General features: G+C 65.5%; 14 protein-coding genes. 6 read left to right on the top strand and 8 right to left on the bottom strand.

Translation table 11 applies throughout. The features are described from left to right. Positions 1–59: 59 nt before the first annotated feature. On the bottom strand, positions 60–866 hold the full coding sequence (locus RFN28_RS29040) for a protein-disulfide reductase DsbD domain-containing protein (RefSeq protein WP_320290574.1): 807 nt from the start codon (positions 864–866) through the stop codon (positions 60–62). 127 nt (positions 867–993) lie between these two features. Here RFN28_RS29040 and RFN28_RS29035 point away from each other — a divergent pair, with 127 nt between their 5' ends. Next, complete coding sequence (locus RFN28_RS29035) at positions 994–1,602, top strand: YqgE/AlgH family protein (RefSeq protein WP_320290573.1); 609 nt, start codon at positions 994–996, stop codon at positions 1,600–1,602. A gap of 157 nt (positions 1,603–1,759) precedes the next feature. On the opposite strand, the gene RFN28_RS29030 is transcribed toward RFN28_RS29035, so the two are convergent. The 4 genes from RFN28_RS29030 to thrC are packed head-to-tail and all read right to left on the bottom strand — an operon-like array spanning position 1,760 to position 7,968. Next, entirely contained in the window at positions 1,760–4,648 is a 2,889-nt protein-coding gene (locus tag RFN28_RS29030; protein ID WP_320290572.1) for an EAL domain-containing protein, read from the bottom strand. Positions 4,649–4,651: 3 nt separating this feature from the next. Continuing rightward, a complete protein-coding gene (locus RFN28_RS29025) occupies positions 4,652–5,248 on the bottom strand; it encodes a GNAT family N-acetyltransferase (protein WP_320290571.1) in 597 nt (198 codons plus the stop codon). A 15-nt stretch (positions 5,249–5,263) separates the two neighbouring features. Then, complete coding sequence (locus tag RFN28_RS29020; protein ID WP_320290570.1) at positions 5,264–6,556, bottom strand: M16 family metallopeptidase; 1,293 nt, start codon at positions 6,554–6,556, stop codon at positions 5,264–5,266. Positions 6,557–6,570: 14 nt separating this feature from the next. Then, positions 6,571–7,968 (bottom strand): threonine synthase, encoded by a 1,398-nt coding sequence (thrC, locus tag RFN28_RS29015; RefSeq protein WP_320290569.1) that lies wholly within the window; start codon positions 7,966–7,968, stop codon positions 6,571–6,573. A gap of 128 nt (positions 7,969–8,096) precedes the next feature. Between thrC and RFN28_RS29010 the strand changes: the two genes are divergently transcribed. Further along, positions 8,097–8,843, top strand: coding sequence for a hypothetical protein (locus tag RFN28_RS29010; RefSeq protein ID WP_320290568.1), 747 nt, complete (start codon positions 8,097–8,099; stop codon positions 8,841–8,843). Positions 8,844–8,996: 153 nt separating this feature from the next. Here RFN28_RS29010 and RFN28_RS29005 read toward each other — a convergent pair whose 3' ends face one another. Continuing rightward, positions 8,997–9,686 carry an HAD family hydrolase gene (locus RFN28_RS29005; protein ID WP_320290567.1) on the bottom strand — a complete coding sequence of 230 codons (690 nt, stop codon included), beginning with the start codon at positions 9,684–9,686 and terminating at the stop codon, positions 8,997–8,999. 172 nt (positions 9,687–9,858) lie between these two features. Between RFN28_RS29005 and RFN28_RS29000 the strand changes: the two genes are divergently transcribed. Further along, entirely contained in the window at positions 9,859–10,992 is a 1,134-nt protein-coding gene (locus RFN28_RS29000) for a site-specific DNA-methyltransferase (RefSeq protein WP_320290566.1), read from the top strand. A 44-nt stretch (positions 10,993–11,036) separates the two neighbouring features. Here RFN28_RS29000 and RFN28_RS28995 read toward each other — a convergent pair whose 3' ends face one another. Together RFN28_RS28995 and mutY are read right to left on the bottom strand one after the other, a co-directional pair. Beyond that, positions 11,037–11,648, bottom strand: a complete 612-nt coding sequence (locus RFN28_RS28995; protein WP_320290565.1) for an HAD family hydrolase — start codon at positions 11,646–11,648, stop codon at positions 11,037–11,039. A gap of 10 nt (positions 11,649–11,658) precedes the next feature. Further along, positions 11,659–12,858, bottom strand: coding sequence for an A/G-specific adenine glycosylase (gene mutY, locus RFN28_RS28990; protein WP_320290564.1), 1,200 nt, complete (start codon positions 12,856–12,858; stop codon positions 11,659–11,661). A gap of 32 nt (positions 12,859–12,890) precedes the next feature. Here mutY and RFN28_RS28985 point away from each other — a divergent pair, with 32 nt between their 5' ends. From RFN28_RS28985 to smc, 3 genes are all read left to right on the top strand, one after another. Beyond that, positions 12,891–13,391, top strand: coding sequence for a DUF721 domain-containing protein (locus RFN28_RS28985; RefSeq protein WP_320290563.1), 501 nt, complete (start codon positions 12,891–12,893; stop codon positions 13,389–13,391). A gap of 198 nt (positions 13,392–13,589) precedes the next feature. After that, on the top strand, positions 13,590–14,333 hold the full coding sequence (locus RFN28_RS28980; protein ID WP_320290562.1) for a DsbA family protein: 744 nt from the start codon (positions 13,590–13,592) through the stop codon (positions 14,331–14,333). 57 nt (positions 14,334–14,390) lie between these two features. Next, on the top strand, positions 14,391–17,849 hold the full coding sequence (gene smc / locus RFN28_RS28975; protein ID WP_320290561.1) for a chromosome segregation protein SMC: 3,459 nt from the start codon (positions 14,391–14,393) through the stop codon (positions 17,847–17,849). Positions 17,850–17,874: the final 25 nt, after the last annotated feature.

The raw sequence follows: 17,874 nt of genomic DNA, 5'->3' as shown, positions 1-17,874 counted from the left end.
TTCCAGGAAAAGTGCGCAGCGGTTTTCCGTCCGGAATTGCGGCTCCAAAAGGGTCTGGCTCAAGGGAAAGGCAGCTGCCCGTCGACAGCGCCTTCGGTACTGGTCAGCGTGAAATAGAGCCCGCCATCCGTGGGTGTCGCCGACGGCCGGTCGAGGATCGGCACGGTGAAGACCAGCTTGCCGTTCCGCTCGCTGCGTGCAGGTGCGCCGAACATGTAGTCGCGCTCGCCGGCGATGAAGAAATCGACGGAATCCGGATCGCCGGGCGAATGCGCCTCGACGACGAGCGTCTCGTGGTCGCCCGGCAGCACGCGGACGCCGAAATCGGGGCGCGCAGGCGAGGGGAGCGTCGCCAGCGCCGTCTTCACCAGCGCCGCGTCGGTGGCGTTGTCGGGATCGGAAGCAGGATTGACGCTGAGCCTGGTCTGCACCGGAATACAGATCGTCTCGCAGACACCAAGGAAGACGTTGGCATTGATGGTCGCCGGCTGATCGGGCGACGACAGTGTGAAAGTCACCGGCAATGACACAGGGCGGTCATAGCCTGACCATTTGCCATAGCCATCATCGTGGCGCTGCGGCGGCGGAAATGACAGCCGCGCATCGGCGATGTTGGTGCTGGCCGAGATGTCGAGCTGCGGCGGCACGCCGGAATCGCCGGGATCGCGCCAGTAGGTCTTCCAGCCGGGCTTCAGCGCGATGTCGAGCACGCCGTGAATCTTGCCAGCTTCGTCCGGCTTGCCGCTGGTCACCAGCCGCACCTTGCCGCCTTCGCTGCTGTACCAGGCCGAAGACGAGGCCACGGCCTGCGGAACCGCACCCAGCCCGATGACGGCGCCGAGCGCCAGAATATTCAGATATCGCATGGCGGTGATTTGATCGTCCGTTCTTGGCCGCGCAATGATTTCATGATCGTGCCGGTATCATATTTGCGTGACATGCGGCAGCCTGACCATCTTTTCGGCGCGACGGAAACGCGTTACGCTCTCCTTCATGGACTTGTTGCGCCACAAGAAGATGGCCGCCGGGCGCGGCTTCCTTGACGATCAGTTCCTGATTGCCATGCCTGGCATGAAGGACGACCGTTTCACGCGCTCGGTCATCTACATCTGCGCCCACAGCGACGAAGGCGCGATGGGCCTGATCATCAACCAGACGCAGCAGATGCTGTTTCCGGACCTCTTGGTCCAGCTCGGGATCATGAACGAACAGGAAGCGATCCGTCTGCCGGCGCATGCCCGCGACTTTGTCGTGCGCAATGGCGGGCCGGTCGACCGTAGCCGCGGCTTCGTGCTGCATTCCGGCGACTATCGCGTGGAATCCTCGCTCAACGTCTCCGACGACATCTGCCTGACCGCCACGGTCGACATCTTGCGCGCCATCTCGACGGGCCGCGGGCCGCGTCATGCGCTGATGGCGCTCGGCTATGCCGGCTGGGGCGCCGGCCAGCTCGAAAGCGAGATCGCCGAGAATGGCTGGCTGACCTGCCCGGCGACGCCAGAGCTTCTGTTCGACGCCGACATCGAGCACAAGTACGACCGTATCCTTGCCTCGATCGGCATCGACCTCGCCCATCTCAGCGCCGCCGCCGGCCACGCTTGACCCTTCGAGCCGACGCAGAGGCCCTTTCGAAACTCGCTCATGCGAGTCATATGGTGGTGATTTCGAGAACCGGAGCGGAGCGTACTTAAGGTACGTGAGCACCGGAAGCGCAGAAATCGCCGCCAGATGGCCGCAGGAGTAGAGTTTCCAAACGGCCTCAAGCCTGCGTTAGCGGATACTGCTCCCTCAGCGTCTTCAGCACCTGGTCGCCGGGCATCGGCGCGCCGAACATGAAGCTCTGGACATATTCGCAGCCCATCTGGCGCAGCTCCAGCGCGTCGCTTTCGTCCGAGATGCCTTCGGCAACGACCGACAGGCCGAGCTCATGCGCCATGTTGACCATGGATTTGAGCAGCACCGCCCGCTTCGGCGTGTCGTCGTCGACGAAGCTCTTGTCGATCTTGATCGTGTCGAAGGGGAAGCGGGTCAGATAGGAGAGCGAGGAATAGCCGGTGCCGAAATCGTCGAGCGAGAGCCCGATGCCGAGCTGCTTCAGCTTGGTCAGCACATGTGCGGTCTGCTCGGGATTGTCCATCACCAGCGACTCGGTGAGCTCGAGCCGGAAGCAGCGCGGCTTGAGGTTGGCGCGCGCGATGACGGAGCGGACGTCGCTGACGAGGTCGCGGCGGATGAGCTGCCGGCTGGAGAGGTTGACCGAGACCGAGAGCGGCGCGTCGCCGATCTGCTTTTGCCAGGTCGCGAGGTCCTGGGCTGCCTGCTGCATGGCGAACAGGCCGAGCTGCACAATCAGCCCGCAATTTTCGGCCACCGGGATGAAGTCCCCCGGCGGGATCATGCCGCGTCGCGGGTGATCCCATCTGAGCAACGCCTCGAAGCCGGCGACGCTGCCGTCCTCCAGCCGCACGATCGGCTGGTAGGCGAGCGTGAACTCGCGCCGCTCGATGGCGCGGCGAAGGTCGGATTCGAACTGCAGCCGATCGGTGCCGACGGTGCGGAAGGCCGGCCGGAACGGCTCGATCCTGTCGCCACCGAAGCGCTTGGCCTGGTGCATGGCAAGCTCGGCGTCCTTGACCATGTCCTCGGACGAGGTCTGCGCCGTCGTCCAGGTGATCAGCCCGATCGAGGCGGTGAGCACGATCTCGCGCTTGGCGAAGGTGATCGGGTTGTTGATCGCATGCTTGATGGCGTCCGCCATCGCGGCGATGCGGGCCGGATCCTGCTCGGAGAGCAGCATCAGCGCAAACTGGTCGCCGGCAAAGCGCGACAGCGAATCCTTGGGCTTCAAGAGCCGGTGCAGCCGCCGCGCGATGGTCAGCAAAATGGTGTCGCCTGCCGAGATGCCGAGACCGTCATTGACCTGCTTGAAACGGTCGATGTCGATGACGAAGACGGTCGGGCGCACCTTGTCCTCGGTGCGGGCGATCGAGATGATCGCCTCCAGCCGGTTCATGAACAGCTCGCGGTTGGGCAGGCCGGTCAGGTTGTCGTGGACGGCGTCGTGCAGCAGCCTTTCCTCGGACTTCTTCTGCTCGGTCACGTCGACCATGGTGCCGACGCAGCGGATCACCTCTCCGTCCGACCCGATCACCGGTCGGGCGCGCAGCGAGAACCAGTGGTAGTGGCCGTCCGCACCGCGCAGGCGGAAATTCTGCGCAACCCGGCCGCGGCGGTGCTCCAGAACCACGTCGAGCGTGGTGCGGAAAGTGTCGCGGTCGTCGGCATGCAGCACCGGCAGCCAATTGCGGGCGGCGCCCGATAGGCTGTTGGGGGCAAGGCCGAGCTGCAGGCTGATATCGGGCTTGGTGACCACGCGGTCGCGCAGCACATCCCAGTCCCACACGATATCGCCCGATCCGGCGACGGCGAGCGCCTGGCGTTCCAGGTCGGAGAACAGGCCCTGATGCAGCGCGCCGCCGGCAAAGGCGTGCTGCATGACAGTGAAGCCGATCAACAGGATGATCAGGATTAGGCCGCCGCCCAGCGCCGGCTGGGCAATGTCATTGTCCAGCATGCCGGTGATCGCCATCCACGATCCGCATAGCCACAGCAGCACCATCACCCAGCTCGGCACCAGCATGATCGCGCGGTCATAACCGCGAATGCCGAGGAAGATGATGAGGCCGAGCCCGGTGAGCGCGGTGGCGGCAAAGGAGATGCGGGCGATGCCGGCGGCGACCGCCGGATCGACGATGGCGACGCCTGCAATCAAGAGCAGGCCGAGGATCCAGACCAGCGCGCCGTAGCTGAAGTGGCCGTGCCATCGGTTGAGGTTGAGATAGGCGAACAGGAACACCACGAAGGTTCCCGCCAGCGCCACTTCGGTGCCGGCCCGCCACATCTGTTCGTTGCCGGGCGATATCTCGATCACCTTGTTGAGGAAGCCGAAATCGACGCAGATATAGGCAAGCACCGCCCAGGCGAGCGCCGCTGTCGCGGGGAACATCGAGGTCCCCTTGACCACGAACAGGATGGTCAGGAACAGCGCCAAAAGCCCGGCGATGCCGATGACGATGCCGCGGAACAGCGTGTAGGAATTGACCGAGTCCTTGTAGGATTCAGGCTCCCACAGATAGACCTGCGGCAGCTTCGGCGAGGCAAGCTCGGCCACGAATGTGATCACAGTGCCGGGGTTCAGCGTCACCCGGAAGACGTCCGCATCGGGGCTGGTTTGGCGATCGAGCGCGAAGCCTTCGCTGGGCGTGATCGCCGCGATGCGCGTCGAGCCGAGGTCCGGCCAGAAGATGCCGGAATTCACCAGGCGGAAATGCGGCGCGACGATCAGCCGGTCGATCTGCTGGTCGGTGGTGTTGGCGAGCGCGAACACCGCCCAGTCGCCGGTCGAGCGCGCGTCTTTGGCCTCGACCTCGATGCGCCGCACGATGCCGTCGGGGCCGGGCGCGGTGGAAACCTGGAAATTCTCACCCTGGTCCCGGTAGATCTGGACGGCGCCCGAAAGGTCGAGCGCCTTGTCGTCGCGAGCGATCTTGATCGGCTCGACGGCAAGTGCCGGCGCGGCTGCCGAGAGCGTGACGACGAGCGCCAGGATGAGGGCGAACAGCGACGCGATTCGCGGAAAATTCGTCACATATCAGCCCTTCGTTCCACCGCCCGGCGGATCGTCCGCGATCCGGGCGTAGAGGTAGTGATCCTGCCAGATGCCGTTGATCCTGAGATAGGATCTGAGAAGTCCTTCGCGCTGGAATCCGGCTTTTTCAAGCACACGGATCGACCGGGCGTTCTCGGGAATACAGGCAGCCTCGATCCGGTGCAACCTCAGCGTATCGAAGGCAAAGCGCGACACCAGCATGACCGCCTCGGTCATCAGTCCGCGGCCGCCGAAGCGCTCGCCGATCCAGTAGCCGATATGGCCGCTTTGCGCGACGCCGTGGCGGATGTTGCCGAGCGTAATGCCGCCGGCGAGCTTGCCGCTCGATTTCTCGAAGATGAAGAAGGCGATGGCCGTGCCTTGCGCATAGTCCTCGCGGTAGCGGCTGATACGCAGCCGCCAGGCGGTGCGGTCGAGCTCGTCCGGCTGCCAGCGCGGCTCCCATGGCTCCAGGAAGGCGCGGCTTTCGCCGCGCAGCGCCGCCCATTCGCGGTAGTCGTTGGTCAGCGGCACGCGCAGCATGACCTTGTCGCCCTTCAATGCCGGCAGGTCGCGGCGAAAGAAAGGAAGCGCGAACATGGCTTTGGTCGAAGGTTAGACGGCGAGCCTGCGGGCCGTTGTCTGCGGGCCTGCAAGCGATTCGAGGATCGCCTCGTAGGGCGCCAGCGTGCCCACGGGGCCGACCGCCGTCAGTGTCGGTTTGGTCGAGAACAGCCGCGACGAGAGGTCGGTCAGCCGGTCGACGGTCAGCGCCGCCAGCCGTTCCATCAATTCCTCCTTGGCGATCGGCCGGCCGAACAAAAGCAGCTGCCTCGCAATCTGCGAGGCGCGGCTGGCCGGGCTTTCAGCCGACATGATGAGGCCGGCGCGATATTGCGCACGCGCCCGGTCGAGCTCTTCCTGGAGGATGCTTTCGCCCGCCTTCTGCAATTCGTCGATGATGACCGGCACCAGCTCGGCGATGTCGCTCTGCCCGGTCGCGGCATGCACGCCGAAAATGCCGGTGTCGGAAAAGCCCCAGTGGAAGGCATAGACCGAGTAGCAGAGGCCGCGCTTCTCGCGCACCTCCTGGAACAGCCTCGACGACATGCCGCCGCCGAGGATCATCGACAGCACCTGCGAGGCGTAGAAGTCGCGCACATGATAGGCGCGCCCCTCGAAGCCGAGCACGATCTGCGCGTCCATCAGGTCGCGATCCTCGCGGAAATCGCCGCCGACATATTGCGCATATTGCGGGATGTTGCTGGTGGCCTTGGCGCGGAAGCCGCCGAGCTGTTTCTCGACCTCGCGCACGAAATTGTCGTGCTTGATGTCGCCGGCGGCCACGATCACCATGCGCTCGGCGCCGTATTGCCGCTCGATGAAATCGTGCAGCTGCCTGGAGGTAAAGGACTTGACCGTGTCGGGCGTGCCGAGGATCGAGCGGCCGATGGTCTGGTGGCGGAAGGCGGTTTCGGTGAAGCGGTCGAAGACGATGTCGTCGGGCGTATCGTGCGCGGCACCGATCTCCTGCAGGATCACATGCTGCTCGCGTTCCAGCTCCTCTGGGTCGAATTCGGAGTCCTGCAGGATGTCGGCCAGGATATCGACCGCCAGCGGCACGTCGTCGGACAGCACCCTGGCATAGTAGGAGGTGGTCTCGACGCTGGTGGCGGCGTTGATCTCGCCGCCGACATTCTCGATTTCCGAAGCGATCTGGAAGGCGCTGCGCCGCCCTGTTCCCTTGAACGCCATGTGCTCGAGCAGGTGGGCCATGCCATGCTCTTCGTCGCGTTCATTGCGGGCGCCTGACTTGACCCAGGCGCCTAGGGCAACGGATTCGAGGCTTGGAAGGGTTTCGGTGGCGACTGTCAGGCCGTTCGACAGACGGCTTACCTCAACACCCATATGGCAAGTACTCCCTAACGCGACGCCCGCGTGTGGCGGCTCACGTGATCTTCCACCATTTTCAGCTCGGATGGAAGTATCGTGTATTTTTCGTCGGCTGTCATCAAGCCGGCGAGCCAAGCGGGAAGCGCGGGCGTTACGCCGCTGGCGGCCTGGACAGCCGCCGGGAACTTCGCCGGATGCGCGGTGCCGAGCACCACCATGGGCACGGTGCCGGAGTGATGCGAGGCCGCAACATGCATGGCAGCCGCTGTGTGCGGATCGAGCAGATAGCTGCTTGCGTCAAGCGTGGAGCGGATGGTGGCGGCGACCTCGTCGACGCTGGCGCGACCGGCGTCGAACTCGGCGCGGATCCGTGCCAGTTCGCCGGCCTCGATGGTGAAGGCGCCGGACTGCTTGAGCCCGTTCATGTAGCGCCTGACCGTTGCGGCATCGCGGCCCGCCGCCTCGAACAGCAGGCGCTCGAAGTTCGACGACACCTGGATGTCCATGGACGGCGAGGTGGTGGCGAACACGCCCTTGGTGCGGTATTCGCCGCTGGAAAGCGTGCGCGCCAGGATGTCGTTATCGTTGGTGGCGATGATCAGCCGCTCGACCGGCAATCCCATGCGCTTGGCGGCGTAGCCCGCGAAAATGTCGCCGAAATTGCCAGTCGGCACGGTGAAGGACACCGGCCGGTCGGGCGCGCCGAGCGACAGCGCCGAGGAAAAGTAATAGACGATCTGGGCCATGATGCGCGCCCAGTTGATCGAGTTCACGCCCGATAGCGACACCCTGTCGCGAAAAGCGTGATCGTTGAACATGTCCTTCACCAGGCCCTGGCAGTCGTCGAAATTGCCTTCGATCGACAGTGCGTGGACGTTGCCCGCGCTCGACGTCGTCATCTGCCGCTGCTGCACGGGCGAGACCTTCCCGTTAGGGAAAAGGATGAAGATGTCGGTGCGGTCGCGCCCGGCGAAGGCGTCTATGGCCGCACCCCCGGTGTCGCCGGAAGTGGCGCCGACTATGGTGGCGCGTTGGCCCCGTTCGGCAAGCACATGGTCAATCAGGCGCGCGAGCAGCTGCATCGCCACATCCTTGAAGGCCAGCGTCGGGCCGTGGAAGAGTTCCAGAATGAAGGTGTTGGTGCCGGTCTGCACCAGCGGGCAGACCGCCTCGTGCCGGAAAGTGCCATAGGCTTCGCGCACCAGCCGTTCAAAAACTGGCGCGGCGATCTCGCCGCCGAGGAAGGGCGTGAGGATGCGGATGGCGAGGTCCGGATAGGCAAGGCCGCGCATGGCGCGGATGTCGGCGGCCGAAAACTGCGGCCATTCACGCGGCAGGTAAAGCCCGCCGTCGCGCGCCAGCCCGGCCAGCACCGCGTCGGAAAATCCAAGCACGGGCGCATCCCCGCGGGTACTCACATATTGCATCGTCAAAGGCCCATTGTTGCCGGCCGCGTCATCCACGGCAATTTGGTTAATTTTCCGAGCCGGCTCAGTCGCATTTTTGCCGCGGCGTTGATATACGTCACCGGCTTTGTGAGAGGGAAGTGCAGTTCATGGCGTTTTATTCGGTCAACCGTCGTTTTGTCGCGGGTCTGGCGCTTGCCGGCTTTATGCTTGCCGCCGCAGGCTGCCAATCGAGCGACAATGGCATCCTGAACTTCGGCTTCAGCAAGAAGGATCCGACCGCGCCGCTGCCGCCGCAGGACCCCAAGGTGCTTGCCAGCCAGCTGCGCGCCTACTGCCCGAAGGTGACGTTGCGCGACGGCACCGCCTTCTTCAACACCTATGCCAAGGGCGCTGCCGCCAAGCCCAAGAAAAAGAAGGCTGATGCTGCGGCGGAGACCGATGCGGCGGCAGCCGGCGCGGCCGCGCAGACCGGCCCGGACGGTCAGCCGGTCGATCCCAATCGCGACCCCGCCAAGATCGTCTACCAGGCTTCGATTACCGACGTGACCCGCGACTGCACCCACGAAAACGGCCAGCTGACGATGAAGATCGCGGTCGCCGGCAAGGTGGTGCCGGGGCCGCAGTTCACGCCCGGCACCATCACCATGCCGATCCGCGTCGCGGTCCAGCACGGCACCGACGTGCTCTATTCGCAGTTGCATCAGTACCAGGTGCAGGTCACCGACCCGTCGGCGGCGACGCAATTCGTCTTCAGCGACGCCAATGTCGTAGTGCCGGAGCCGGCCGCGACCGACTACCAGGCCTATGCCGGCTACGACGAAAACACGCCTGCGACCGCGGACAAGTCGAAAGGCAAGAGGAAGAAGCGCGCCGCCGCGGCGGCGACGAACTAGCCGAGGTTAGCTAGGGTTCGTTCGAAACTCGCTCCTGCGAGTCATGTGGCGGTGGCTTCGAGAACCGGAGCGGAGCGTACATTAAAGTACGTGAGCACCGGAAGCGCAGAAGACGCCGCCAGATGGCCGCAGGAGTAAAGTTTCCAGCGAACCCTAGGCGTCTTCCGACCACTCCGATAGCGCCGCAATCGTGCTGCCGAGTTCCGCGAAGCGGCGGATGACCGTCTCGGCGCCGGCCTCGGTCAGCGCGTCGGCATGGCCGGGATAGCTGTGCCCGGCGCCGGTGAAGCCGATGACGCGCATACCCGCCACTCTGGCGCCGGTGACGCCGTGCACGGAATCCTCGATGACGAAAGTGTTCTTCGGGTTCGCGCCGAGCTGTTCGGCAGCGTAGAGGAACACGTCGGGCGCCGGCTTGGTCTTCTTGCTGGGGATGTCGAGCCCCGAAAAGATGCGGCCGGCGAAGAACGGCAGCAGGCGCACTTTCTCAAGCATGAACTCGATCCGTTCCTTGCGCGAATTGGAGCAGACGGCGCGCGGCGCGGTGACGGCTGCCACCGCCTCGCGCGCGCCGTCGATGAGGCGCACGTCGCTGCGCAGCTTGCGGTCGACCAGTTCCTCGGCGCGGTCGATCAGCGAGGCCTGGAACGGAATGTGAGACTTTTCCTCGAGCCGCAGCATGATGTCCTTGAAGGTCAGCCCGGCATAGGTCTCGAAAATCTCCTCCGCCGAGATCTCGAACCCGGCCGATGTCAGAAGCTCGGCCTCGACGCGCGCTGCGACGATTTCGGAATCGACGAGCACGCCGTCGCAATCGAAGATGACAAGGTCTGGCTGGGGCATGGCAATCCGAAGCGTGGGAGGAAAATGGCCTGGCTGGCCCAAGCGGCGCGGCATACACCAATGGGCCGGTCTTCGCAAACCGCGCGGCCAGTTCCGCAGCCTTCACTGAATGTTTACGCTGATCGGTAACCATAACAGCCAGTAAACCGTAACGCGTGCTTTGGGTGTTCTGATGTCTGCCGTGCGTCTTCTCGACGAGCTTTCCCATGCTCCCCAGCAGTCCGAATGGCTGGACACGATCCTCAAAGGCGACTGCGTCGCGGCGCTCGACAGGCTGCCGGAAAAGTCGATCGACGTGATCTTCGCCGACCCGCCCTACAATCTGCAGCTCGACGGCGACCTGCACCGGCCCGACCAGTCCAAGGTCGATGCCGTCGACGACGACTGGGACCAGTTCGAGAGCTTCGAGGCCTATGACGCCTTCACCCGCGCCTGGCTGCTCGCGGCGCGCCGCGTGCTGAAGCCCAACGGCACCATCTGGGTCATAGGCTCCTATCACAACATCTTCCGCGTCGGCGCCCGCTTGCAGGACCTCGGCTTCTGGATCCTGAACGATGTCGTCTGGCGCAAGACCAACCCGATGCCGAACTTCCGCGGCCGCCGTTTCCAGAACGCGCATGAGACGATGATCTGGGCCTCGCGCGACCAGAAGGCCAAGGGCTACACCTTCAACTACGAAGCGCTGAAGGCCTCGAACGACGATCTGCAGATGCGCTCGGACTGGCTGTTCCCGATCTGCACTGGCGCCGAGCGCCTGAAGGACGACAACGGCAACAAGCTGCATCCCACGCAAAAGCCGGAAGCGCTGCTTGCCCGCGTGATGATGGCCTCGACCAAGCCCGGCGACGTCGTGCTCGATCCCTTCTTCGGTTCCGGCACCACGGGCGCGGTCGCCAAGCGGCTCGGCCGCCACTTCGTCGGCGTCGAGCGCGAGCAGGCCTATATCGACGCCGCCAATGAGCGCATCGCCGCCGTCCGGCCGCTGGAGGGCGCCGACCTCACCGTGCTTTCCGGCAAGCGCGCCGAGCCGCGCGTGGCCTTCATCAGCCTGATCGACACCGGCCTGGTGGCGCCGGGCGCCACGCTCTATGACGCCAAGAAGCGCTGGGCGGCAAAAGTGCGGGCCGACGGCACGCTGGCCATCGGCGACAGCGCCGGTTCCATCCACAAGATCGGCGCCGAAGTGCAGGGGCTGGACGCCTGCAACGGCTGGACCTTCTGGCACTACGAGCGCAGCGGCGGCCTCACCCCGATCGACGAGCTGCGCCGCATCGCCCGCCTCGGCATGGAGCGGGCAGGGGGTTGATCCGTTGAATCAAAACTTCAACGGATCGCCGCAAGCGATTCAGATCAAGCCGCAATCCCAAGCCGCTCAAGGTCCGCTTGAAGCGCCTTGGCGTCGGTGAACAGCACCGCCTGCCAGCCGGCGGCCCTGGCGCCGTCGACGTTCTTCTGGCTGTCGTCGATGAATAGCGTGGCGGCGGGCTCCAAGCCAAACGATGCGACGTGGTGATCGTAGATCGCCTGATCCGGCTTGATCAGGCCGATCTCGCCCGAGACAGTGACGCCGCGCGGACGATCGAGGAAATCGAAGCGCCGGCGGGCTTCCGTGAAAGTGTCGGCGGCGAAGTTGGTCAGCATGGTCACGTCGCGGCCGCTCTCGATCAAGCCGACCATGAGGGCGACGCTGTCGTCATAGGCATGCGGCACCATCTCGTGCCAGCAGCGGCGGAAATTACGAATGTTCTCGGCGTGATCGGGATGCTCGGCGATCAGCAGCGCCTCGGCCTCTTCCCACGTGCGGCCGCGATCCTGCTCGATGTTCCATTCGCTGGTGCAGACATTGTCGAAGAACCATTTCCGCTCGTCGGCATCGGGGATCAGCCGGCTGAACGGGATGTCCGGATCATAGTGGATCAGCACCTTGCCGATGTCGAACACGATGTGGCGGATTTCGGTCATTGCGGTCCTTTCAACGCGGGCGCTGCGGGGCTTGCTTTTTGGTCGCGCCCGGTATCGCCGCCTCGATTACCTTTTTCATGACGGTGGGCAGCGCTTCCCCGGAAATTTCATGGGCCAGCGACCAGAAATGCCCGTTGGGCGCATCAACCTTGATGTGGGCATGAAAGACGTCGAGTTCGAGCGCGAAATGGGTGAAGACGTGACCGATCCGTCCAGCGCGACGCCAGTCCGCCGGGAAGGGCGCGGCATCTTGTGTGGTCGCCCCATCGGCCCGCGCCGTCCAGGCCGTGGTCGGCACCTCGGTCATGCCGCCAAGCAGACCCTTATCAGGCCGCTTGCGCAAAAGAATTGCGCCGTCATCGCGTTGGGCGACAAAGGCCGCGCCCCGCCTGAGCGGCTTGTCGTCCTTCGGCAGGCGGACGGGAAAGCGTTCCGGATCGCCCGAAAGGATGGCGCTGCAATCCCCGTGCAGCGGGCACAGCATGCAGCGCGGCCGCCGCGGCGTGCAGATCGTCGCGCCGAGATCCATCATCGCCTGGGCGAAATCGCCGGGCCTTTTTCGCGGCACGAGCTTTTGGACCAGCGCGCGGATTTCCGGCTTGGCCTCGCTGAGCGGCGTCTCCACGGAATAGAGTCGCGAGACGACGCGCTCGACATTGCCGTCGACGACGGCAGCCGGCCGGTCGAAGGCGATCGCCGCGATCGCCGCCGCGGTATAGGCGCCGATTCCCGGCAATTCCTTCAGGCCTGTCTCTGTATCGGGGAAGCGGCCACCCTGCTGCGCCACGAGATCGGCACAGGCTTTCAGGTTGCGCGCCCGGGAATAATAGCCGAGCCCGGCCCAGGCCTTCATGACCTCTTCGGCGGGCGCTGCCGCCAGCGCCTCGACGGTCGGCCATTTCTCCAGGAAGCTGCGGAAATAGGCCTTCACCGCCTCGACCGTCGTCTGCTGCAGCATCACCTCGGAGAGCCAGACGCGATACGGGTCAGGCCTTGTCCCGCGCGCGAACGCGCCGGGCGTCACGCGCCAGGGCAGGTCGCGGTGATGCGCGTCGTACCAGGCAAGCAGGCGGGCGGCGATATCCAAGGATCCAGCTTCGCTCGTATCTGACGATCGAGCTTGGCTCGTATCTAAGGATCGAGCTTGGCTCGTATCTGCGGATACGGCCTTCTCGGCGGCGGCCTTGCGGGTCTGGTCTAGCGGTGCCATTGATCGGGTGAGTTCAGGATCGGAGAACGCACATGGCAGGGAAAAAGCCCTTCGGCAATCCCGTTCCGGTGAGCGATCTCGCGACCGAGATCCTCGATCCGGTGCTGAGGAAGCGCGCCGGCATCTCGATCGGGCTGGTGCAATCCTGGGAAGAGATCGCCGGCCCCCGGCTTGCCCGTCATTCACGCCCGGAGAAGATCCAGTGGCCGCGCCGCCTCAATGAGGACGATCCGTTCGAGCCGGCACTGCTCATCATCGCCTGCGAAGGCATGGCGGCGCTGCATCTGCAACATGAGGCAGGCGAGGTCATCAACCGCGTCAACGCCTTTCTGGGCTTCAACGCCATCGGCCGCATCAAGATCCTGCAGAAGCCGGTCCTTTCGGCGAAAACGCGCCCGAAACCGGTGCCGAGGCCGCTGAGCGAGGCCGAGAAATCGAAGCTGGCGCGCACCGTCGGCAAGATCGAGGACGACGGCTTGCGCGCTTCGCTGGAGCGGCTTGGGGCAACCATCCTGGGGCAAAAAAGGCCATGAGCATGTCTTCGACAAGTGTGCGGCGGGTTCGGGAAAAGACATGCGGCGTGCTGCAAAATTGTCGTCAATATCGCGTATTCGTGATCGCGCCCGAAAAATTTGGCGATTGGATTGGGGACGGCGATGCCTTAATTCGCGCCAACTCTCGCCTTTTCTAGCCCTTGCATTGCAAAATCCAACCGATATCAGGTGATTCGCATGAACAGTGCCCCCTTTGGCAAAAGCTTGTCCCGCAGAAACCTTCTGACCACGCTGGCCGCCGTTCCTGCGGTGGCGCTGCTTGCCGCATGCAGCGACTCGGGCGAGCAGGCGAAGGCGGCCGATGTGAAGCCGGCCAATCCGTCGACGCCTGCCAAGCCGGCCACGCCGGCGGCGGCTCAGGTGCCGGAGGCGCAGGGCACGGTCGACATGGCGCAACTGCTCAAGCCCGGCGCTTTGCCTGAAAAACAGCTCGGCAAGGACGACGCCAAGGTCACCATCGTCGAATATGCCTCGATGACATGCCCGCATTGCGCGCACTTCAACAACACGACCTTCCCCGAGCTGAAGACCAAGTATATCGACACCGGCAAGGTGCGTTACATCCTGCGCGAATTCCCCTTCGATCCGAGCGCCGAAGCCGGCTTCATGCTGGCGCGCTGCGCCAAGGACAACTATTTCGCCATGGTCGACGTGCTGTTCAAGCAGCAGCCGAGCTGGGTTGGCGTCAACAACACCAAGGAAGCGCTGCTGCAGATCTCCAAGCTCGCCGGTTTTACACAGGAGTCCTTCGAGGCCTGCTTGACGGACCAGAAACTTCTGGACGATGTGAGAGCAGTCCAGAAACGCGGAGCGGACGAGTTCAAGGTCGACTCGACGCCGACCTTCTTCATCAACGGAAAGACCTACAAAGGGGCGATGTCGATTGAGGAAATGTCGGCCATCATCGACCCTCTGCTCTGACATCCAGGCCGCGCCGAAGCGGCTCGGCGCGCGTGCCTGTAGCATGGGGCGGCGCGAATGAAGTTTTCGCGCCTTCGCCTCCTCGGTTTCAAGTCCTTTGTCGAGCCCGGCGAGTTCGTCATCGAACGCGGGCTGACCGGCATTGTCGGGCCGAATGGTTGCGGCAAGTCGAACCTTGTCGAGGCGCTGCGCTGGGTGATGGGCGAAAGCTCCTACAAGAACATGCGCGCGTCCGGCATGGACGACGTGATCTTTTCCGGCTCCGGCGCGCGGCCGGCGCGCAACACCGCCGAAGTCACGCTTTTCCTCGACAACAGCGACCGCACGGCGCCCGCCGCCTTCAACGATGCCGATGAATTGCAGGTGTCGCGCCGCATCGAGCGCGAGGCCGGCTCGCTCTACCGCATCAACGGCAAGGAAGCGCGCGCCAAGGACGTGCAGCTGCTCTTCGCCGACCAGTCGACCGGCGCACGCTCGCCGTCGATGGTCGGTCAGGGCCGCATCGGCGAGCTGATCCAGGCGAAACCACAGGCCCGCCGCGCGCTTCTCGAAGAGGCGGCCGGCATTTCCGGCCTGCACACGCGCCGACATGAGGCCGAGCTCAGGCTGAAAGGGGCCGAGCAGAACCTCGAACGGCTGGACGATGTCGTCGGCGAGCTGGAAAGCCAGATCGACAGCCTGAAGCGCCAGGCGCGCCAGGCCTCGCGCTTCAAGAACCTGTCAGCCGACATCCGCAAGGCCGAAGCCACGCTCTTGCACCTGCGCTGGACGCTGGCCAAGACCCAGGAAGGCGAGGCGCGTTCCGCACTTGCCGTAGCCACCACGCTGGTCGGTGACCGTGCCGCGGCGCAAATGGCGGCCGCGAGGGAGCAGGGCATCGCCGCGCACCGGCTGCCCGACCTGCGTGACGCGGAAGCCGCCGCGGCGGCCGCCTTCCAACGCCTGTCGATCGCCAAGACGCAGATCGAGGAGGAAGCCGGCCGCATCCGCTCGCGCCAGGCGGAGCTCGAACGCAGGCTGCAGCAGCTCGACGCCGACATCGCCCGCGAGGAGCGGATGGTGCGCGACAATGCCGACATCCTGGAGCGCCTCCGCACCGAGGAAGCCGAGCTCAACTCGGAAAACGCCGGCGCCGCCGAGCGCGAGGCCACCACGCGCGCCGCTTTCGAGCAGTCCGGCGCGACGCTCTCGCAGAGCGAGGCGAAACTTGCCGCGCTAACCGCCGAACGCGCCGAGGCGGCCGCCTCGCGCCACCAGATCGAACGCACGCTGCGCGAGACCGCCGAGCGCCGCGACCGCTTCGCCCGCCAGCTCGCCGAGGTCGACCGCGAGCTCTCCGACATCGTGGCGCGCATTTCAGGCCTCCCCGACCCCGCCGAGAAGCGGCTGCTGGTCGAGGATGCGCTGGCCCGCCTGGAAGAGAGCGAGCTAGGTGCCATCGCCGCCGAGCAGGCCGTCGCCGAGGCGCGCGCGGCCGAAAGCGCCGCCCGTCCGCCGCTGCAGGACGCCAAGGCCGAGCTAGCGCGCATCGAGACCGAAGCGCGCACGCTGGCCAAGATCCTCAACGCCGCGAGCGGCGACCTCTTCCCCTCGGTGCTGGAGCAGATCAGCGTCGAACGCGGCTACGAGACTGCATTGGGTGCAGCACTTGGCGAGGACCTCGACGTGCCGCTCGACCGCAGCGCGCCGGTGCATTGGGGCGAGAGCGCGGTCCAGCCCGGTGACGCGGCGCTGCCCGAAGGCGTGAAGAGCCTTGCGAGCGTGGTGCGCGCGCCGGCGCAGCTTGCCCGGCGCCTGGCGCAGATCGGTATCGTCGAAGCCGCCGACGGCCGTCGTCTCCAGGGGCAGTTGGCGCCCGGACAGCGGCTGGTCAGCCGCGACGGCGCGCTGTGGCGCTGGGACGGCTTGACGGCGAGCGCCGATGCCCCGACTGCCGCCGCGCAGCGGCTGGCGCAGAAGAACCGCCTGGCCGAGCTCGACGCCGAAGCCGTGCAGGCGACGCGCGTCGTGCGCGAGGCCGAGGAGGCGCTGGCGCGCGCCGAGCAGGCTATGCGCCAGGCGAGCGAGGCCGAGCGCAACGCGCGCCAGGCCGGCCGCGACGCCCAGCACGGGCTGGACGCCGCGCGCAACGCGCTGGCCGAGGCCGAGAAGGCCGGCGGCGAGCTGGCAAGCCGCCGCGCCGCGCTCGACGAGGCGCGCGCCCGCATCGTCGACAGCCATGAAGAAACGCAGGCCGCTTTCCTCGAAGCCGAGGAGATGCTGAAGGATGCGCCCGATCTCGGCGACCTGCAGCTCCAGCTCGAACAGGCCTCCGCCAATGTCGCGCGCGACCGCGCAACGCTTGCCGACGCGCGCGCCGTGCACGAGGGCCTGCGCCGCGAGGCGGAGGCGCGTATCCGAAGGCTCGATGCCATCGGTATCGAGCGCAGGAACTGGCTGGAGCGTGCCGAGAATGCCTCGACGCAGATCGCCGCCCTTGGCGAGCGCAAGGCCGAAGCCGAAGCCGAGCGCGAAAGGCTGGCCGACGCGCCCGATGAGATCGACGCCAAGCGCCGCGCGCTGCTGACGCAGCTTTCCGAGGCCGAAGCGCTGCGCCAGGCCGCCGGCGACCGCCTGCAGGAGGCGGAGACCAAGCAGGCCGAGTTGGACAAGGCGGCGACTGCTGCAATCCAGTCGCTTGCCGAAGCGCGCGAGACCCGCGTCCGCGCCGAGGAGCGGCTGACCGCCGCGGACGAGCGTCGCGCCGAGGTCGAGGCGCGCATCCACGAGGCGCTGAACACGCCGCCGCATCTGGTCATCAAACACACCGGACTCGAAGCCGACGACCCGATGCCGGACATGGCCGAGGTCGAACGCCAGCTCGACCGGCTGAAGATCGAGCGCGAGCGGCTCGGCGCCGTCAATCTGCGCGCCGAGGAAGAACAAAGGGAACTGTCCGAGCGGCTTGAGACGATTGTTTCCGAGCGCGAGGACATCATCGAGGCGATCCGCAAACTCCGCCAGGCCATCCATAACCTCAATCGCGAAGGCCGCGAGCGGCTGCTCTCGGCCTTCGAGGTGGTCAACGGCCATTTCCAGCGGCTGTTCTCGCATCTGTTCGGCGGCGGCACGGCCGAACTGCAGCTGATCGAGTCCGAAGATCCGCTGGAGGCGGGGCTTGAAATCCTCGCCCGCCCGCCGGGCAAGAAGCCGCAGACCATGACGCTGCTTTCCGGCGGCGAGCAGGCGCTCACCGCAATGTCGCTGATCTTCGCCGTCTTCCTCACCAATCCGGCGCCGATCTGCGTGCTCGACGAGGTCGACGCACCGCTCGATGACCACAATGTCGAGCGCTTCTGCAACCTGATGGACGAGATGGCCAAGACCACCGAGACGCGCTTCGTCATCATCACCCACAACCCGATCACCATGGCGCGCATGGACCGGCTGTTCGGCGTCACCATGGCCGAGCAGGGCGTCAGCCAGCTGGTTTCGGTCGATCTACAGGCCGCTGAGGCGATGCGCGAGGCGAGCTGAGGCGGGATCGCGCCCGGACCGGCTA

Origin of the sequence: Mesorhizobium album, from assembly GCF_033977205.1 — a bacterium.
GTDB classification, from domain to species: Bacteria; Pseudomonadota; Alphaproteobacteria; order Rhizobiales; family Rhizobiaceae; genus Mesorhizobium; species Mesorhizobium album.
Note: the sequence above shows the minus strand (reverse complement) of the source record. Positions and strands in the feature narration are given on the sequence as shown.

Excerpts from the sequence above, each read along its gene's own strand:
- mutY (WP_320290564.1), bottom strand. The coding sequence starts at position 12,858 with ATGGCACCGCTAGACCAGACCCGCAAGGCCGCCGCCGAGAAGGCCGTA.
- RFN28_RS29025 (WP_320290571.1), bottom strand. The coding sequence starts at position 5,248 with ATGTTCGCGCTTCCTTTCTTTCGCCGCGACCTGCCGGCATTGAAGGGC.
- RFN28_RS29010 (WP_320290568.1), top strand. The coding sequence starts at position 8,097 with ATGGCGTTTTATTCGGTCAACCGTCGTTTTGTCGCGGGTCTGGCGCTT.
- RFN28_RS29000 (WP_320290566.1), top strand. The coding sequence starts at position 9,859 with ATGTCTGCCGTGCGTCTTCTCGACGAGCTTTCCCATGCTCCCCAGCAG.
- RFN28_RS29020 (WP_320290570.1), bottom strand. The coding sequence starts at position 6,556 with ATGGGTGTTGAGGTAAGCCGTCTGTCGAACGGCCTGACAGTCGCCACC.
- RFN28_RS28995 (WP_320290565.1), bottom strand. The coding sequence starts at position 11,648 with ATGACCGAAATCCGCCACATCGTGTTCGACATCGGCAAGGTGCTGATC.
- RFN28_RS28985 (WP_320290563.1), top strand. The coding sequence starts at position 12,891 with ATGGCAGGGAAAAAGCCCTTCGGCAATCCCGTTCCGGTGAGCGATCTC.
- RFN28_RS29040 (WP_320290574.1), bottom strand. The coding sequence starts at position 866 with ATGCGATATCTGAATATTCTGGCGCTCGGCGCCGTCATCGGGCTGGGT.
- RFN28_RS29005 (WP_320290567.1), bottom strand. The coding sequence starts at position 9,686 with ATGCCCCAGCCAGACCTTGTCATCTTCGATTGCGACGGCGTGCTCGTC.
- smc (WP_320290561.1), top strand. The coding sequence starts at position 14,391 with ATGAAGTTTTCGCGCCTTCGCCTCCTCGGTTTCAAGTCCTTTGTCGAG.
- thrC (WP_320290569.1), bottom strand. The coding sequence starts at position 7,968 with ATGCAATATGTGAGTACCCGCGGGGATGCGCCCGTGCTTGGATTTTCC.
- RFN28_RS29035 (WP_320290573.1), top strand. The coding sequence starts at position 994 with ATGGACTTGTTGCGCCACAAGAAGATGGCCGCCGGGCGCGGCTTCCTT.
- RFN28_RS28980 (WP_320290562.1), top strand. The coding sequence starts at position 13,590 with ATGAACAGTGCCCCCTTTGGCAAAAGCTTGTCCCGCAGAAACCTTCTG.